Origin of the sequence: Burkholderia sp. BCC0044 (genome assembly GCF_902832955.1) — a bacterium.
Lineage (GTDB): Bacteria > Pseudomonadota > Gammaproteobacteria > Burkholderiales > Burkholderiaceae > Burkholderia.
Window position 1 is genome coordinate 698,661 of sequence record NZ_CADFDO010000004.1, and the last position, 14,439, is coordinate 713,099.

General features: G+C 69.0%; 17 protein-coding genes. 8 read left to right on the forward strand and 9 right to left on the reverse strand.

Features of this window, described 5'->3' with window-relative positions; genetic code table 11:
- The first annotated feature begins 8 nt into the window (after positions 1-8).
- Together HWX14_RS25855 and HWX14_RS25860 are read left to right on the forward strand one after the other, a co-directional pair.
- Positions 9-878, forward strand: a complete 870-nt coding sequence (locus HWX14_RS25855) for an ABC transporter permease (RefSeq protein ID WP_175885185.1) — start codon at positions 9-11, stop codon at positions 876-878.
- Positions 875-2,551, forward strand: a complete 1,677-nt coding sequence (locus HWX14_RS25860) for an ABC transporter ATP-binding protein (protein WP_175885186.1) — start codon at positions 875-877, stop codon at positions 2,549-2,551. The genes HWX14_RS25855 and HWX14_RS25860 overlap by 4 nt, the downstream gene beginning before the upstream one ends.
- Before the next feature lie 124 nt (positions 2,552-2,675).
- On the opposite strand, the gene HWX14_RS25865 is transcribed toward HWX14_RS25860, so the two are convergent.
- Complete coding sequence (locus HWX14_RS25865) at positions 2,676-2,888, reverse strand: twin transmembrane helix small protein (protein WP_006489184.1); 213 nt, start codon at positions 2,886-2,888, stop codon at positions 2,676-2,678.
- On the reverse strand, positions 2,885-3,235 hold the full coding sequence (locus HWX14_RS25870; RefSeq protein ID WP_060310533.1) for a hypothetical protein: 351 nt from the start codon (positions 3,233-3,235) through the stop codon (positions 2,885-2,887). Before HWX14_RS25870 ends, HWX14_RS25865 begins: the two co-directional genes overlap by 4 nt.
- A 242-nt stretch (positions 3,236-3,477) precedes the next feature.
- Here HWX14_RS25870 and HWX14_RS25875 point away from each other — a divergent pair, with 242 nt between their 5' ends.
- Complete coding sequence (locus HWX14_RS25875) at positions 3,478-4,236, forward strand: YoaK family protein (protein ID WP_175885187.1); 759 nt, start codon at positions 3,478-3,480, stop codon at positions 4,234-4,236.
- Positions 4,237-4,336: 100 nt separating this feature from the next.
- On the forward strand, positions 4,337-4,522 hold the full coding sequence (locus HWX14_RS25880) for a ribbon-helix-helix protein, CopG family (RefSeq protein WP_006489181.1): 186 nt from the start codon (positions 4,337-4,339) through the stop codon (positions 4,520-4,522).
- A gap of 50 nt (positions 4,523-4,572) precedes the next feature.
- Here the strand turns inward: HWX14_RS25880 and HWX14_RS25885 are convergent, their stop codons facing one another.
- A complete protein-coding gene (locus HWX14_RS25885) occupies positions 4,573-5,409 on the reverse strand; it encodes a spermidine synthase (RefSeq protein WP_175885188.1) in 837 nt (278 codons plus the stop codon).
- A gap of 66 nt (positions 5,410-5,475) precedes the next feature.
- On the reverse strand, positions 5,476-5,817 hold the full coding sequence (locus HWX14_RS25890; protein ID WP_175885189.1) for a zinc ribbon domain-containing protein YjdM: 342 nt from the start codon (positions 5,815-5,817) through the stop codon (positions 5,476-5,478).
- Positions 5,818-6,189: 372 nt separating this feature from the next.
- On the opposite strand from HWX14_RS25890, the gene HWX14_RS25895 reads away from it, so the two are divergent.
- The 3 genes from HWX14_RS25895 to HWX14_RS25905 all read left to right on the forward strand — a co-directional run bounded on the left by HWX14_RS25895 (position 6,190) and on the right by HWX14_RS25905 (position 7,644).
- Entirely contained in the window at positions 6,190-6,453 is a 264-nt protein-coding gene (locus HWX14_RS25895; protein WP_244130338.1) for an HPr family phosphocarrier protein, read from the forward strand.
- A 65-nt stretch (positions 6,454-6,518) separates the two neighbouring features.
- Entirely contained in the window at positions 6,519-6,740 is a 222-nt protein-coding gene (locus tag HWX14_RS25900; RefSeq protein ID WP_175885191.1) for a hypothetical protein, read from the forward strand.
- 337 nt (positions 6,741-7,077) lie between these two features.
- Positions 7,078-7,644 (forward strand): GNAT family N-acetyltransferase, encoded by a 567-nt coding sequence (locus tag HWX14_RS25905; RefSeq protein ID WP_175885192.1) that lies wholly within the window; start codon positions 7,078-7,080, stop codon positions 7,642-7,644.
- Between the two features lie 22 nt (positions 7,645-7,666).
- Here the strand turns inward: HWX14_RS25905 and HWX14_RS25910 are convergent, their stop codons facing one another.
- Both HWX14_RS25910 and HWX14_RS25915 read right to left on the reverse strand, forming a co-directional pair.
- Positions 7,667-7,888 (reverse strand): hypothetical protein, encoded by a 222-nt coding sequence (locus tag HWX14_RS25910; RefSeq protein ID WP_175885193.1) that lies wholly within the window; start codon positions 7,886-7,888, stop codon positions 7,667-7,669.
- 23 nt (positions 7,889-7,911) lie between these two features.
- Complete coding sequence (locus HWX14_RS25915; RefSeq protein ID WP_175885194.1) at positions 7,912-8,244, reverse strand: hypothetical protein; 333 nt, start codon at positions 8,242-8,244, stop codon at positions 7,912-7,914.
- Between the two features lie 599 nt (positions 8,245-8,843).
- Here HWX14_RS25915 and HWX14_RS25920 point away from each other — a divergent pair.
- The gene (locus tag HWX14_RS25920) at positions 8,844-9,554 is read left to right on the forward strand and encodes a response regulator (protein WP_175885195.1); all 711 of its coding nucleotides are present in this window, start codon (positions 8,844-8,846) and stop codon (positions 9,552-9,554) included.
- Positions 9,555-9,621: 67 nt separating this feature from the next.
- Here the strand turns inward: HWX14_RS25920 and HWX14_RS25925 are convergent, their stop codons facing one another.
- The 3 genes from HWX14_RS25925 to HWX14_RS25935 all read right to left on the reverse strand — a co-directional run bounded on the left by HWX14_RS25925 (position 9,622) and on the right by HWX14_RS25935 (position 14,400).
- Entirely contained in the window at positions 9,622-11,250 is a 1,629-nt protein-coding gene (locus tag HWX14_RS25925) for an efflux transporter outer membrane subunit (RefSeq protein ID WP_244130339.1), read from the reverse strand.
- Positions 11,251-11,312: 62 nt separating this feature from the next.
- Positions 11,313-12,905 (reverse strand): DHA2 family efflux MFS transporter permease subunit, encoded by a 1,593-nt coding sequence (locus HWX14_RS25930; RefSeq protein ID WP_175885197.1) that lies wholly within the window; start codon positions 12,903-12,905, stop codon positions 11,313-11,315.
- Between the two features lie 85 nt (positions 12,906-12,990).
- Positions 12,991-14,400 (reverse strand): HlyD family secretion protein, encoded by a 1,410-nt coding sequence (locus tag HWX14_RS25935; RefSeq protein ID WP_175885198.1) that lies wholly within the window; start codon positions 14,398-14,400, stop codon positions 12,991-12,993.
- Positions 14,401-14,439 lie beyond the last annotated feature (39 nt).

The window sequence follows — 14,439 nt, forward strand, 5'->3', positions numbered from 1 at the left end:
AGACTTCGATGTCCACGCCCATCGACTTCACGTTGCGCACGCCCGCAACCTTCGCCGCCGCCGGCTGGCTGCGCCGCCATCCGGGCCTCGCGCTCGCCGCCGTCTATCTGCTGCTGAACGCGGTCGCCGTCGTCGCACCCGGCTGGCTCGCGCACTACGATCCGCTGGCGGCCGATCCGCTGTCCGCGCAGCTCGGCAGCAGCGCCGAGCACTGGCTCGGCACCGATCAGCTCGGCCGCGACATCTTCTCGCGGGTCGTGTATGGCGCGCGCTACTCGCTGTCGATCAGCGCGGCCGCGATCGGCGTCGCGACGCTGTTCGGCACCGCGCTCGGGCTGTTCGCGGGCCTCGCGCGCGGCTGGCTCGACGAGCTGATCACGCGCGTGCTCGACGTCGTCTCCGCGTTTCCCGACCTGCTGCTCGCGCTGATGCTGATTTCGTTCACCGGCCCCGGCGCGGTCAACCTCGTGTTCGCGCTCGGCGTCGCGTCGGTGCCGCGCTTCGCACGCGTGGTGCGCGCGCAAACCTTCGTCGTCGCGGCGTCCGGCTATGTCGAGCACGCGCGCACGCTCGGCCTCGCGCCGGCGGTACTGGTGTGGCGGCACGTGTTGCCGCATGCGATCGCGCAGGTGCCGGTGCTCGCGACGATCGGGCTCGGCACGGCGATCATCGGCACGTCGGGGCTGAGCTTTCTCGGGATGGGGCCGCAGCCGCCCGCCGCGGAATGGGGCTTGATGCTCGCCGAAGGCCGCAACTATCTGTACAACGCGTGGTGGATCGCGGTATGGCCCGGCCTCGCGATCACCGCGGCCGTGATCGCCGTGAATGCGCTCGGCGGCTACTGGCAGGCGCGCTTCGAACACCGGGAGACAGCATGAGCACATCCGATGCCGTTGCGCGTGCAACGACTTCCACCGCCGCGCCGCTGGCCCGCATCGAACGTCTGACGATCGGATTTCGCGGGCCGCGAGGAACGCAGGCCGTCGTCGGACCGCTCGATCTCGCCGTGCATGCCGGCGAATGCGTCGCGCTCGTCGGCGAGTCGGGCTCCGGCAAGTCGGTCACCGCGCGCAGTCTGGTCGGGCTGAACGGCCCGCATGCGGTGATCGACGCCGCCCGGTTCGAGATCGCCGGCATCGATGCGCGCGGCCATCGCGAGCGCGACTGGCGCGCGATACGCGGCCGCCGGATCGGCTACGTGCTGCAGGATGCGCTGGTGTCGCTCGACCCGCTGTGGCGCGTGCGCGACCTCGTCGCTGAGGCGTTGCACGATACGCGTCGGCGCGACGTCGCCGCGCGCAGCGCCGACCTGCTGCGCTCGGTCGGCATCGACGATCCGGAGCGGCGGCTGCCGCAGTATCCGCATCAGTTGTCGGGCGGCTTGCGGCAGCGCGTGCTGATCGGCACCGCCATCGCGGGCGGCGCGTCGCTGCTGATTGCCGACGAGCCGACCACCGCGCTGGACATGACCGTGCAACGCCAGATCCTGTCGCTGCTGCGTGCGCGTCGGGACGCCGGCGACGCGATCCTGCTGATCAGCCACGACCTCGCGGTGGTCGCGGACCTGGCCGATCGCGTGCTCGTGATGCGCGCGGGCGAGGTCGTCGAACAGGGGCCGGCACGCGACGTGCTGAGCGCACCGACGCATCCGTACACGCGTGCGCTGCTCGCGGCAATTCCGACTGCCGAGTCGCGCGGGTTCCGGCTCGCGAGCGCCGAGCGCGCTCCGCTGCCGCCGAAGCGCATCGACACGCAGGCCCCGGTGCTGGCCGTCGACGCGCTGACGAAGCGCTATGGCGGCCGCGATGCGCCGCCCGCCGTCGACGGCGTGTCGTTCTCGCTCGCGCGCGGCGAGACGCTCGGCATCGTCGGTGAATCCGGCTCCGGCAAATCGACGGTTGCGCGGATCGTGCTCGGGCTCGTCGAACCCGACGCCGGCACCGTCACGCTCGACGGTCAGCCGTGGAATGGCATCCCGGAAGCCGCGCGGCGCGCCCGCCGTGCGCGGCTGCAACTGATCGCGCAGGACCCGTACAGTTCGTTCGACCCGCGCTATTCAGTCGGCCGGATCATCGGCGAAGGGCTCGACGCGGCAGGTATCCATGGCGACGCACGCCGCCGCCGCGTGCTGCAACTGCTCGACGAAGTGCAGCTCGGGGCCGCGTGCTTCGACCGTTATCCGCGCGAATTGTCCGGCGGCCAGCGGCAGCGCGTCGCGATCGCGCGCGCGTTCGCGTCCAACCCGGCGCTGCTCGTCGCGGATGAACCGGTCAGCGCGCTCGACGTGTCGATCCAGGCGCAAGTGCTCGACCTGCTCGCCGATCTGCAGGCCGAACACGGCACCGCGATGCTGTTCATCTCGCACGACCTGGGCGTCGTGCATCACGTGGCCGACCGGATTCTCGTGATGCGGCGCGGTCGCGTGGTCGAAAGCGGGCCGGTCACGCAGGTATTCGACGCGCCGTCGCATCCGTACACCGCGTCGCTCCTCGACGCACTGCCGACGCTGCCCGGCGCGGCCACCGCCCCCACCCTCGCCGCGCTCGCATGACGGTTGCCCGCCCGCGTCGAACCGCCGCGCCGGGCTGATCGATCGCCGGTTCTCGCCGTCAGGCCCACCGCGGTGCGATATCGCGCGGGATCGAACTGCCCGGCGCCCACGCGACAACCGCGCGTCACCGCCCGATCGGCAACCCGGTCGGCTCGATCCAGCCGAGCTTGTACGCGATCAGCAGCGACAGGAACAGCGTGACCGACAACCCGACGCGCGCGGCGAGCGACCACGCCATCCGCTTGGATTTGCCGCGATCGTGATTCATGAAGTACAGCGCGAAGATCAGGCTCGCGATGATCATCGCGAATGCCACAGAAACCAGCAGGGTTTTCATTGCCGTTGCCTTTGAAGATCCGAATCGGCCTGAATCAGTTCGGCCAGTTTTTGCCGCTCGTCGGCGACGCCGCCGACGCCCGACGCCGGCCAGTCCAACGCGACGCCGTTGCCCAGCGAATCGCGCACCAGCGTTTGGTAGCGCCGGTCGTTGATCGTGCCGTGCGCCATCGTGTCCGAGATCTCGCGCCGGAACGGCAGCGGGAAACTCGCGTACGCGCGCGACAGCGCCGCGTATTGTCTCGCATCGATCTCTTTCGACGATGGTATGACAGTCCAGACCACCACGGCGACGATGGCCGTGAACGGGATCGCCGTGTAGCGAAGGATGAACTTGATCGGGGTCATGAAGCGGTGGGCAGAAGGGATCGCAAGCGCGCGCCGCGCGGCAGCGCAACAGCCAGCCGGCGGCGCCTTGCAGCATTGTACTGAAAGCACCATCCGGCCAACAGAGTATGATAACGACATTATCATGTTCATCACATGATTCGACGGCTCCGGTATCCGGTGCAAGCGGCGTGCCCGTCACGTCGCCCGGCGCCCGTTTTCCGCCTGTACCCGCGAATCCGCGACGATCGAGCGACGCCCTTATGCCAGCGCAGTACTTCCGAAGCCTGACGGGAAAACACCGCAGCGCGACCGCGAACCGCCAGCTCGGGGTGTCGCTCGCGTTCGTCGCCGGCGCGACCAATGCCGGCGGCTTTCTCGCGGTCAGGCAATACACGTCGCACATGACCGGCATCGTTTCGGCGATCGCCGACCAGACGGCGCTCGGCGACGTGCGGCTCGCGCTCGCCGGCATCAGCTCGCTGGGCTCGTTCCTGATCGGCGCCGGTTGCTCGGCGATCCTCGTCAACTGGGGGCGCCGCCGCGGCCTGCACAGCCAGTTCATGCTGCCGCTGCTGGTCGAAGCCGCGCTGCTGTTGCTGTTCGGGCTGCTCGGCAGCCACCTCGCGCTGTGGGAAACGTTCTTCGTGCCGGTGACCGTGACGCTGCTGTGCTTCATCATGGGGCTGCAGAACGCGACGATCACGAAGCTGTCCGGCGCGGAGATCCGTACGACGCACATGACGGGCATCGTGACCGACCTCGGCATCGAGCTCGGCAAGCTGTTCTACTGGAACCGGTCGGCCATCGACGTCGACGCGCACGCGGTGACCGCCAACCGTTCGAAACTGCGGATCCACGCGACGATGCTCGCGTCGTTCTTCGTCGGCGGCCTGGCCGGCGCGATCGGCTTCAAGCACGTAGGCTACGTATCGACCGTGCCGCTCGCCGCGGTGCTCGTCACGCTCGCCATCGTGCCGGTGATCGACGACCTGCTCGCGCTGCTGCGCAGCAAACGCTGATCGCGTCGCGCCACGGGCGGCGCTTCCGGTGCTTCCGGCGATCAAGCCGGAAGTGGATCGATTATAATTTGATTAACATATCGACCACCCTCGCCCCGTCATGGAAACGAAAACCGCCCGCCTGACCGTCCTGATCGATCCCGCGAAGAAGGAAGCCTTCGAGATGCTCTGCGCGGAGCAGGATCTTACGCCGTCGCAAGTGGTGCGGCAGTTGATCCGCGAATATCTCGACCGGCATGGCGTCACGTACAAGACCCGGAGCGCGATCGGCAAACGTGTGAAGTAAGCGCGGCGGCACGGGCCGCGCGGCGCCTGCCCGACGTAAGCCCGACGCCGTTACGCGCCGATCTCCCACCGTGCGTGCGACTGCGCGCGCCACACCAGCCGCCGCGAATCGATGCCCTCGCCGTGCTTCATGCGCCTCGCGGTGGCAGCGAGCTTCAGTTCGCCGGCCTGCGCGCACCCGAGCGCCCGCTCCAGCAGGATACGCAACGACGGCAGCCGGCTGCCGTCCTTCCATGCGAATGCAACGAAGTTGTTGTCGTCGCCGCACGGCACCAGCGCATACGACGAACCGAATACCGATCGCAGTTGCTCGAGATGCTGCGGCAAGGCCGGATCGTCGTCCATGAAGTTGATCGCGAGCACGCCGGCTTCGCTCAGGCGCGCGCGGCACGCATCGAGGAATGCGCCGCCCGTACAGCGGCCGCGCATACCGTCGGCGACGAACGCATCGTGCAGGATCACGTTCGTGCGCACATCCGCCCGTTCCAGATGATCCGCGCCGTCGGCGCATATCACGCGAAAGCGCGCGTCGTCGGCAGGAATCCTGAACACGTCGCGCAACGCGATCACGTCGGGGTTGATCTCGACCGCGTCGATCGACGTGCCGGGCAGATGGCGGTAGCAGTATTTCGCGAGCGACCCGCCGCCGAGCCCGAGCATGCAGATGTGTGCGGGCTCGGGCTGCAACAGCAGGAAACCCATCATCACGCGCGTATAGCCGAGCGCCAGCCGCACCGGGTCGCGCAGCGACATGAAGCTCTGGGTGCCCAAATGATCGAAGTGCAGCGAGACCGCATGCTGCGTCTCCAGCACGAACGGCCGGCCGTCGTTCAGCGGCGTCGCCAGGAACCTGGTGTACGCGTCGTAGGAAGTTCGATCCTCGGCCATGTGCGGGTAATGGGCTGAAAAAGCAGCGGCTGAAAATGCGGATGCAGCGGTCGCCTGACCGTGCGCTCAGACCTTCTTCAGATAGCACGCCTTCAGCATGAAGCCGCCCATGTCGGTCTTGCAGTCGACTTCGTGATCGCCGCCGACGAGCCGGATGCTCTTGACCTTGGTGCCCATCTTCAGCGTGATCGACGAGCCCTTCACGCGCAGGTCCTTGATCAGCACGACCGAATCGCCGTCCGACAGCACGTTGCCGTTCGCGTCCTTGACGACGTCGCCCGCCGGTTCGTCGCCGGCGTCGGCGGCCGCGTCGGCCGACCATTCATGGCCGCAGTCCGCGCACACGGTCAGCGCGCCGTCCGGGTAAGTGTTTTCCATCGCGCATTGCGGGCAGGCGGGGGCGTTCATTGCAGCTTCCATTCGGGGAGGGGTTCGGGTCGGTCGACGATATCGGGCGAGCAGGTTGCGCGCCCGGATGCGCGGCGATGCGCCCGCCGGCAGTGCCGCGGGCCGGCATCGGCGCACACGGCATTATAATGCAATTCACATGATCCAGCCGATGCATTATAATCGTCCACTTTGCGACAATCCGCGAACTTGAATGCGCCTTCGCAGCGGATGTCGGCAAGTTCGCGCCGAATGGCGCGTGCAATCCGCCCGGCCGGCGGCCCACGACCCTGCGGGAAATCGTGACACGGCGGCCGCCCGATGTCCGCGACACGTGCGCAACCATGCATGTCGCGCACCGCCCGCCCACTTGTCCGGAGGCTTTCCAGCATCGTGGCAACCGTCGTGTACGTTGAAATCGGCCCTGCATGGAACCGCAATCGCGGCCATGCCGCGCGCGACGCGACCGTCGACGCGGCACGCCGCTTCGACAGCGACATCCAGCTGATCGCGAACGGGCACAGCAGCAACGCAAAAGACAGCGGCGCGATCGCGTCGCTGCAGGTTCACGGCGGCACGTCGGCCCAGGTGCTCGCCACCGGCCCCGATGAGGAAGCGGCGCTGCACGCGCTGCTGCCGTTGCTCCAGGCAAGCTGACACGCGCGCCGCCGATCCCGCGGCCGCGTGCCGTCCACCCCGAAACGCCATTTCCCGAGGAAGCGATGAACGACACTCTCACGTCCAACACCCCCAACCTGTCGGCCTCCGCGATCTGGGCGCTCGAACGCCTCGCCGATGTCCGCTACGGCCGCGATGCGCCGGCGCTCGGCTGGTCGGTCGAACAGGAACTCGTCGGCGCGGGCTTCGTCAGCCATGCGGCGAACGGGCGCTCCGGCGCGTCGATCACCGCGCACGGTCGCAGTTTCCTGAAGAGCCGCAAGTAATCGCCATCCGGCACGGGCGCGATCCCGCGTCGTGCGCAACACGCGGGCGCGTCGATGGCCGTCGTCTGGAAGCGGGCCGATGGCTCGCTGCGGTTAGTATTCGCGGCAGGCGTTCGCTACGCGGCGGCGAACGGCCCGCATTCGTCGACGCCCGCCTGATGCGCGGGACCGCGACGTCGTCGTCACGCGAACTGGTCCGTGCGGGCACCGCCGGATTCCGGCCATCCGCGCGATGCGGTCGCCTGCCCCGATGCGGACGGGGAATTGCATCCGCGTCGCTGTTCCGCGGTATCGTACGGAACCCAAGCGCGGCGCGCTGCGTCGCCGTCCCTTCCTCATGGAACGCCCGATGACATTCAGCGCCCTGCCGCCCGTCTCGTCCCCGCCCATTCTCGACACACCGCGCCTGATCCTCGAAGGCCATCCGCTCGGTGACTTCGACGCGCTCGCCGCGATGTGGGCGGAGCCCGGCGTCGTCGCACACATCTTCAACGGCACGCCTTCCACGCCGCGCGACTCGTGGATGCGCATGCTCGCGTATCGCGGGCTGTGGCCGCTGCTCGGCTATGGGTATTGGGCGATTCGAGAAAAGGCGTCGGGGCGTTACGTCGGCGATCTCGGCTTCGCGGATTTCCACCGCAACATCGAGCCGCCGATTCGCGGCGTGCCCGAAGCCGGCTGGGCGCTCGCGACGTGGGCGCAAGGCAATGGCTATGCGACCGAGGCGCTCACGGCCGCGCTCGCGTGGCTCGACGCGCAGCAGCGATTCGAGCGCAGCGTGTGCCTGATCGCGCCGACGAATGTCGCATCGATCCGGGTCGCGGAGAAAGCCGGTTACGGCGAGCCGCGGCGCATCCGCTTCAACGACGCCGAATCGCTGATGTTTTCGCGCAAGTGCCGATAGGCGCGGCGAACCGGCGGCCGTGTCAGTCGGCTACCGGTTCGTAGCAACGCATGAAGAGGGCGTCGTCCATCGGCCAGCAGTTGCCGCATTCATCGCGCAGGATCCAGTCGCCCGGCTTCACCGCCCGCCAGCCTTCCGGCGTCGCCACCATCCACCTGCCGTGACGGCGCTCTACCCGTTCGTGGTCGCCGTCGGCGAACCATCGTGTTGCATCGACGTGACTCGTCCGTTTTTTGAATTTCATGTAACCACCGAAGGATACGAATCTTAGTGTCGCGTGGGCGCGGTGCCGGCGTCGAACGACTGTTGCCGCGCCCTCAGCGCGTTCGTCGCCGCGCGGCTCGCGCGCAATGCCGTCCAGCCCTCCGCGATGAGCGCCTCCAGCGTTTCGCGCGCGACGGTGGAAATCCGGACATCGATCTCCTGCACTTTCATCAGCGCCGACACGACCGCGTCCGGCTGATCGGGTGCGAGCGCAACGATAAACGCCGAGCGCATCTCGGCGGCCCGGACGGCCTCGTTCCAGTCGGCACGCGCCACCGCGGTTTCGATCGCATGCGTGAGCGCCTCGAGACTCAGGACGATTTGCAACGACGTCATTTCGCTTCCCCGTGAATCCCGCGAATCATGCTTACTGCCCGCTTGCCTCGCGCGTCGGGAGCCGGCGCGGCATCGATCCGACCCGCATGCATCCGGTTGCGCACGCAAGCAACATGACTCGACGTGTCGTCGAAGCAGGCAGTCGATGCGACCGGGAAACCGACGCCATCGCAGTATGCGAGGCGCGTAAGTCAGGTTCGGGAATTGTAGGGAGCGATACGCGCTAACGTCGGTAATATTTTGTAATGATATGTCGACTAACCTTGCCTGGCCTGGGTTCGGCCGGTGCGAGCGTGGTTCGCTGACGTCGGATCGGCGCAAACGTTTTCGTCTGAAGGATGCGTGCCCGCACATCGTCGCGAGCGCCGCGCCGGATCTCGCCTCGACCCGTTTCGACCTCACACGCGGCGCGGCGCGGCCCGCCCCGCGCTTGCCATCCGGCGGCGGCGACTTGCCCATAGCTAAGCTCACCGAACGATCCAGATTTCGTCACATTCCGTCGGAATGTCGAGCAGTATCATCCACGTCGCTTCGGCCACGACGCGTTCGGACTGGGCCCGACCGCTCGCCACCTTCCCGTTTTGCCCCTTCGCTCACCGATGCCCATCCGAATCCTGCTCGTCGAAGACGACGCCCCGCTGTCCGCGCTGATCGCCGATTATCTGCGCAAGCATCATTATCAGGTGGACACGCTGTTCGACGGCGCCGGCGCGGTGCCGGCGATCGTCGCGAGCCGCCCCGACCTCGTGCTGCTCGACATCAACCTGCCGGGCAAGGACGGCTTCGAGATCTGCCGCGAGGCGCGCATGCACTACGACGGCATCGTGATCATGGTGACGGGCCGCGACGAACCGTTCGACGAATTGCTCGGCCTGGAACTCGGCGCGGACGACTTTCTCCGCAAGCCGTTCGAGCCGCGCCTGCTGCTCGCGCGGATCAAGGCGCAGTTGCGGCGCACGCGCGTGCCGGCGGGCGAGCCCGTGCTGGATTCGCCTCAGCGATACGTGTTCGGCAAGTTCTCGATCGACCGGGCCGATCGCCGCGTGCATCTTCCCGACGGCAGCATGCCGCGCCTGACGTCGACCGAATTCGACCTGCTGTGGGCGCTGGTGTGCCGCGCGGGCGAGGTGGTCAGCCGGGAAGACCTGACGCTGCTGCTGCGCGGCATCGCGTTCGACGGCCTCGATCGTTCGATCGACGGCCGCATCTCTAAGCTGCGCCGCAAGCTGCGCGACGATGCGAACGAACCGAAGCGGATCAAGACGATTCGTTCCAAGGGTTATCAGTTCAGCAAGCACGCGTGGGATTGAGGTCGCGCGTGGGCCGGCGAACGACGTTGCGCGAGCGCGGCCCGCGATGTCGGGCACGCGCTTGCGGCTATCTGGTGCGTGCCGCCTCTGCACCCGCATCCGCATCCGAGTTCGTGCCCGAGCCGGCCTCCCATCCGCCGCCGAGCGCCTTGTACAGCGCGACGAGATCCGTCGTCTTCTGCAACGCGCCCTGCTCGGCCTGCTGCCGCCCCTCCGACCATTGCCGCTCGGCGTCCAGCACGTCGAGGAACGGCGACAGCCCCTTCCGGTAGCGATCGCGCGCGAGATCCAGCGCGCCCTGCTCGGCCTTCACCGCATCGTCCAGCGCAGCCGCGCGCGTCTGGTCGGTGCGGTACACGGCCAGCGCATTGTCGACGTCGCGCAGCGCGACGAGCACCGCCTGCCGGTAGGCGAGCGCCGCTTCGGCCTGGCGCGCCTGCGACAGCCGCAGGTTCGACACGAGCTGCCCGCCGGAGAAGATCGGCAACGAGACGGCCGGCCCGAACGAATAGAACAGATGCGACCAGTGCGCGAGTTCGCGCACGTGCGACGCGCGCAGCCCAACCTGCCCGGTCAACGAGATGTCCGGATAGAACTGCGCGACCGCGACGCCGACGTCGGCAGTGGCCGCATGCAGCTCGGCCTCCGCGCGGCGAATGTCGGGGCGGCGGCGCGCGAGCGTCGACGGCAGCCCGACCGGCACGGTCGGCGGCACGTCCGGCAACGCGCGCGGCGCGTCGAGCCAGTCGTCGAGCGCGCCCGGCGCGCCGCCGACCAGATACGCGAGACCGTTGCGCAGCAGCACGATCTGCTGGTCGAACTGCGGCAGTTGCGCGCGGATCTGCGCGAGCCGGGCCTCGGCGCTGCGCACGTCGAGATCGCTCGCGAGACCGTGCGCGGCCTGCTCGCGCGTCAGGTCGAGCAGGCCGCGCTGTGCGCGTTGCAGGTCGTCGGCCAGCGCGCGCTGCGCTTGCGCGCCGCGCAGTTGCAGATAGGTCTGCGCGACTTCGGCCTCGAGCGACAGCAATGCGTCGTCGCGGCTCGCGACCGCCGCGCTCGTCTGGGCGCCGGCCGCTTCGACCGAGCGGCGCACGCGGCCGAACAGGTCCAGCTCCCACGAAGCGTCGAACCCGGCCTGCCACAGGTTGACCGGCGCTTCGAGCGCATCGAGCGCGCCGCGCGCCCCTTGCTGCACGCTCGCGCCGGTGCCCGGCCCGAACCGGTCGAGCGGCGAGCCGGGCGCGCCGAGACGATCGACGCGCTGGTCGATGCCCTGCTCCTCGACGATGCCTTTCAGGCCGAGCTGTTCGCGCTGATAGCTCGCGCTCGCGCGCACGTCAGGCAAACCCTGGGCGGCGGCCGCGCGGACCTGCGCGCGGGCCTGCGCGATACGCAGCACGGCGGCCTGCACGTCGAGGTTGTCGTGCGCGGCGCGCTCGACGAGCCGGTCGAGCAGCGGATCGCCGAATGCGCGCCACCAGCGCGGATCGGGATCGGCGCTCGTCACCGGCGATGACGGCGCCCGCGCGCCGGGGGCCGATGCCACCGCCGCCGCTGATGCAGCCGATGCGCCCGATGCCGGCGATGCCGCGTCCGCGGCCTGCAAGTCATGCCAGTTGGCCGGCGCCTCGGCCTGCAGGGGCTTGAAATCCGGCCCGACGGTACAGCCCGCGAGCACCGCGCAGGCGGCGAGCATCGCGGCGATCCCGCATGCTCGTGGCGAATGTCGGCGACGGCCGAGTCGGTGCATCGTCATCGTCAATGCCCTCCCGCGCCGCCCGCGGCCTTCGCCGGCGAGAACAGGAACGTCAGCGGAATGCTGAACGCGCAGAACACCGCGAGGATCGCGAACACGTCGATATACGCGAGGATCGTCGCCTGTTCGATGAAGGTCTGGTACAGCCGCCCGCTCGCCGTCTGCAGCGCGGCCGACGGCGGCGCGCCCGTCAGCGCGCCGATCGCGCGCGCGTTCTCCTGCAGCGCGTCCTGGAAGTTCTGCGACAGCGTCGACATGTGCGTGGACAGATGCGCCATGCGCGCCTGCGTGCGCTCGCGGATCAGCGCGGTCGACACCGAGATGCCGATCGAGCCCGCGACGTTGCGGAACATCGTGAACAGCGCGGACGCATCGTCGTTGAGCCGCTGCGGCACGGTCAGATACGCGAGCGTCGTGATCGGCACGAACATGAAGCCGATCGCGAGCGACTGCGCGCAGCGAATCAACATCAGGTGCGTGTAGTCGATGTCCGGCACCAGCGTGCGCGAATAGATCAGCGAAGCGCACAGCAGCACGAAGCCGAACCCGACCAGATAGCGCGTCTGCACGTGCGGCATCAGCCGGCTCACGAGCGGAATCTCGAGCGTGATCAGCAGCGCGCCGGGCGACAGCACGAGCCCCGCGAGCGTCGCCGTATAGCCGAGACGCTGCTGCGCGAGCTGCGGCACGATCACCGCGCTGCCGTACAGCACGGCCGCGAACGTCGCGATCGTCACGCAGCCGAGCGCGAAATTGCGGTCGCGCAGGCACGACAGGTCGACCACCGGTTTCTTCGTGCGCAGCAGCCACAGCGTCGCGCCGACCAGCCCGAGCACCGACAGCACCGCGAAGACGCGAATGAAGTTCGAGCCGAGCCAGTCCTCGTCCTCGCCGCGATCGAGCATCACCTGCAGGCAGCCGAGCCCGATCGCGATCAGCCCGATGCCGATGTAGTCGATCGAGATCCCGCGCTCGGCGCCGCGCCGCCACGGCGGATCCTCGACGAGCTGCATCACCGCGAGCACGGTCAGCGCGCCGATCGGCACGTTGAGCAGGAACACCCAGCGCCACGAGAAATGGTCGGTGATCCAGCCGCCGAGCGTCGGCCCGAGCACCGGCGCGACGACGATCGCGATCGCCGAGATCGAGAACGCGCGGTTGCGCTGCTCGGGCGGGAACGTATCGAGGATGATCGACTGCTGGTTCGGCTGCAGCCCGCCGCCGAACAGCCCCTGCAGTACGCGGAACACGATCAGTTCACCGAGGTTGGTCGCGACGCCGCACAGGAACGAGCACGCGGTAAACGCGGCGATGCACAGCAGGAAGTAGCGCTTGCGGCCGAGCATGCGCCCGAGGAAGCCCGAGATCGGCAGCACGATGCCGTTTGCGACGAGGTACGACGTGAGCGTCCAGGTCGCCTCGTCGTAGCTCGCCGACATCGTGCCGGCGATGTGCGGCAGCGCGACGTTGACGATCGTCGTGTCGAGCACTTCCATGAACGCGGCGAGCGTGACGACGATCGCGATGAGCCACGGGTTCGCGGCGGGACGCCATGCGCCGCCGGACGCGCCGCTGCGGTCGGGCGGCCGGTTCATCGGCGGGCCTCGCGCGGCGGGGACGGCATGCGGGTGTCGGGCATCGGATCGCTCCGGTCGAGACCGGTCGCGGCACGGCGGCCGGTCATTTCAGGTGGACGGTCGGCACGACCGACAGGCCGAGACCGAGCGGCGGACGGTTCGGCAGCGGGCCGTCGAGCACGATCTTCACCGGCACGCGCTGCACGATCTTCACGAAGTTGCCGGTCGCGTTCTCGGTCGGGAACGCGGAGAAGCGCGAGCCGCTGCCGAGCTGGAGGCTGTCGACATGGCCATGCAGGTCGAGATCGGGATACGCGTCGACCGACACGTCGACGTGATCGCCGATACGCATCCGCTCCAGCTGCGACTCCTTGAAATTCGCGGTGATCCATACCTGCGGCGTGACGATCGAGAAGATCGACGTGCCCGCTTGCAGGAACGTGCCCAGTTGCACGTTGCGCCGCGTGACCCAGCCGTCGGACGGCGCGCGCATCTCGCAGTACGACAGGTTCAGGTTGGCCGTCTCGAGCTGCGCGCGCGCCTGCAGCACCTGCTGGCGGCGTTCCTCGACGGCCGTTTCGGCCTGCCGGATCTGCTGCGGCACGAGGCTCGCGGTGCGCGCCTGCGCCTGGGCCATCGCGACGTTCGCGTCGGCGGTCGCGCGCTGCGCGTCGGCCGCGTCGATCGCCTGCTGCGACGTTGCGCGCGCATCGACCGTGCGCTGCCGCTCCTGCGCGGCGAGCGCCTGCCGGTACGCGGCTTCCGCCGATTCGATCTGCGCGCGCGCCTGCCGGTACTGGGCCGGATACTGCACGCGGGCGATGTCGAGCTGCACGCGCGACGCATCGAGCTGCGCCTGCGCGAGACCGAGCTGCGCCTGCGCCGCGTCGACCTGCGCGCGGTAGTCGCGCGGATCGATCTCGACGAGCACGTCGCCGCGCCGCACGAACGTGTTGTCGTCGACCGCGAGCCGCGTCACGTAGCCGGACACGTGCGGCGCGACCGCGACCGCGTTGCCGTCGGTGTATGCGTCGTCGGTGCTTTCCTGGTTGCGCGTCGCGAACCACCAGACGAACCCGGCGATGAGCAGCACGAACACCACCGCGCCGAGGATGATCAGCGGCTTTTTGCCGGGCCGCTTGCGTTCGCCGTCGCCGTTGTTGCCGTCCCCGTCGCCGCCGGTGCGGCCGCCGCGATCGTCGTGCGGATGGTCGTCGCCGCCCCCGCCGCCCGGCGCATCGGTCGAGCGCTCGCCGCTGCGGCCCGGCGCGGCGCCCGAGCCGCCGCCGGACTGGCCGTCGCCCGCACGGGCGACGGTGGCCGGCCAGCGGCCGTGCGGCGGCGCGGACGCCGGCCAGGGCGCGCGCAGCGGCGTCGACGGCAAGACACCGGCCATCGCCGGCGCAAACGCGTCCGGCGCGCCGCTGCCGCGCCGTCCGGGCGTCCACGCGCGCCCGAGCGCGACGCCGAATCGCTCACGAACGGATAACGGACACAAGATCGCATCGGGCATGAATCGGGGCTCCAGGCGGCGGCCGCGGGCGTCATTGCC